This window comes from Citrobacter sp. EC_71, assembly GCF_019584005.1.
GTDB lineage: Bacteria > Pseudomonadota > Gammaproteobacteria > Enterobacterales > Enterobacteriaceae > Citrobacter > Citrobacter werkmanii.
Genome location: NZ_VDAY01000010.1, coordinates 179,040 through 181,326 on the forward strand (window position 1 = coordinate 179,040; position 2,287 = coordinate 181,326).

Annotated in this window: 2 rRNA genes (1 of these 2 running past the window's edge); both read right to left on the reverse strand. The window is 51.3% G+C overall.

Annotation, left to right across the window (positions count from 1 at the left end):
- Positions 1-1,530, reverse strand: a 23S ribosomal RNA gene (locus FHD02_RS13355); it reaches 1,270 nt to the left of the window's first position.
- Between the two features lie 233 nt (positions 1,531-1,763).
- Positions 1,764-2,287 (reverse strand): 16S ribosomal RNA (locus FHD02_RS13360); the annotation flags it as partial.

The window sequence follows — 2,287 nt, forward strand, 5'->3', positions numbered from 1 at the left end:
GCCTCGTCATCACGCCTCAGTGTTAAAGTGAACCGGATTTACCTGGAACACACACCTACACGCTTAAACCGGGACAACCGTCGCCCGGCCGACATAGCCTTCTCCGTCCCCCCTTCGCAGTAACACCAAGTACAGGAATATTAACCTGTTTCCCATCGACTACGCCTTTCGGCCTCGCCTTAGGGGTCGACTCACCCTGCCCCGATTAACGTTGGACAGGAACCCTTGGTCTTCCGGCGTGCGGGTTTTTCACCCGCATTATCGTTACTTATGTCAGCATTCGCACTTCTGATACCTCCAGCATCCCTCACAGGACACCTTCAACGGCTTACAGAACGCTCCCCTACCCAACAACACATAGTGTCGCTGCCGCAGCTTCGGTGCATGGTTTAGCCCCGTTACATCTTCCGCGCAGGCCGACTCGACCAGTGAGCTATTACGCTTTCTTTAAATGATGGCTGCTTCTAAGCCAACATCCTGGCTGTCTGTGCCTTCCCACATCGTTTCCCACTTAACCATGACTTTGGGACCTTAGCTGGCGGTCTGGGTTGTTTCCCTCTTCACGACGGACGTTAGCACCCGCCGTGTGTCTCCCGTGATAACATTCTTCGGTATTCGCAGTTTGCATCGGGTTGGTAAGTCGGGATGACCCCCTAGCCGAAACAGTGCTCTACCCCCGAAGATGAATTCACGAGGCGCTACCTAAATAGCTTTCGGGGAGAACCAGCTATCTCCCGGTTTGATTGGCCTTTCACCCCCAGCCACAAGTCATCCGCTAATTTTTCAACATTAGTCGGTTCGGTCCTCCAGTTAGTGTTACCCAACCTTCAACCTGCCCATGGCTAGATCACCGGGTTTCGGGTCTATACCCTGCAACTTAACGCCCAGTTAAGACTCGGTTTCCCTTCGGCTCCCCTATACGGTTAACCTTGCTACAGAATATAAGTCGCTGACCCATTATACAAAAGGTACGCAGTCACACCCGAAGGTGCTCCCACTGCTTGTACGTACACGGTTTCAGGTTCTTTTTCACTCCCCTCGCCGGGGTTCTTTTCGCCTTTCCCTCACGGTACTGGTTCACTATCGGTCAGTCAGGAGTATTTAGCCTTGGAGGATGGTCCCCCCATATTCAGACAGGATACCACGTGTCCCGCCCTACTCTTCGAGTTCACAACATGTGCATTTTTGTGTACGGGACTATCACCCTGTACCGTCGGACTTTCCAGACCGTTCCACTAACACACATGCTGATTCAGACTCTGGGCTGCTCCCCGTTCGCTCGCCGCTACTGGGGGAATCTCGGTTGATTTCTTTTCCTCGGGGTACTTAGATGTTTCAGTTCCCCCGGTTCGCTTCGTTAACCTATGTATTCAGTTAACGATAGTGTGACGGATCACACTGGGTTTCCCCATTCGGAAATCGCCGGTTATAACGGTTCATATCACCTTACCGGCGCTTATCGCAGATTAGCACGTCCTTCATCGCCTCTGACTGCCAGGGCATCCACCGTGTACGCTTAGTCGCTTAACCTCACAACCCGAAGATGTTTCGTAAAACACCATCGTGTTGCGAAAATTTGAGAGACTCGAACACACCTTTTATCTGTTCTTATTACGGAGAACAGACACAGTGTGTCGTTTCAATTTTCAGCTTGATCCAGATTTTTAAAGAGCAAAACTTCTTAATGCACTTGAAAGTACATTCAGAAGTTCATCATTCATCAGACAATCTGTGTGAGCACTACAAAGAACGTTTCTTTAAGGTAAGGAGGTGATCCAACCGCAGGTTCCCCTACGGTTACCTTGTTACGACTTCACCCCAGTCATGAATCACAAAGTGGTAAGCGCCCTCCCGAAGGTTAAGCTACCTACTTCTTTTGCAACCCACTCCCATGGTGTGACGGGCGGTGTGTACAAGGCCCGGGAACGTATTCACCGTGGCATTCTGATCCACGATTACTAGCGATTCCGACTTCATGGAGTCGAGTTGCAGACTCCAATCCGGACTACGACATACTTTATGAGGTCCGCTTGCTCTCGCGAGGTCGCTTCTCTTTGTATATGCCATTGTAGCACGTGTGTAGCCCTACTCGTAAGGGCCATGATGACTTGACGTCATCCCCACCTTCCTCCAGTTTATCACTGGCAGTCTCCTTTGAGTTCCCGGCCGGACCGCTGGCAACAAAGGATAAGGGTTGCGCTCGTTGCGGGACTTAACCCAACATTTCACAACACGAGCTGACGACAGCCATGCAGCACCTGTCTCAGAGTTCCCGAAGGCACCAAAG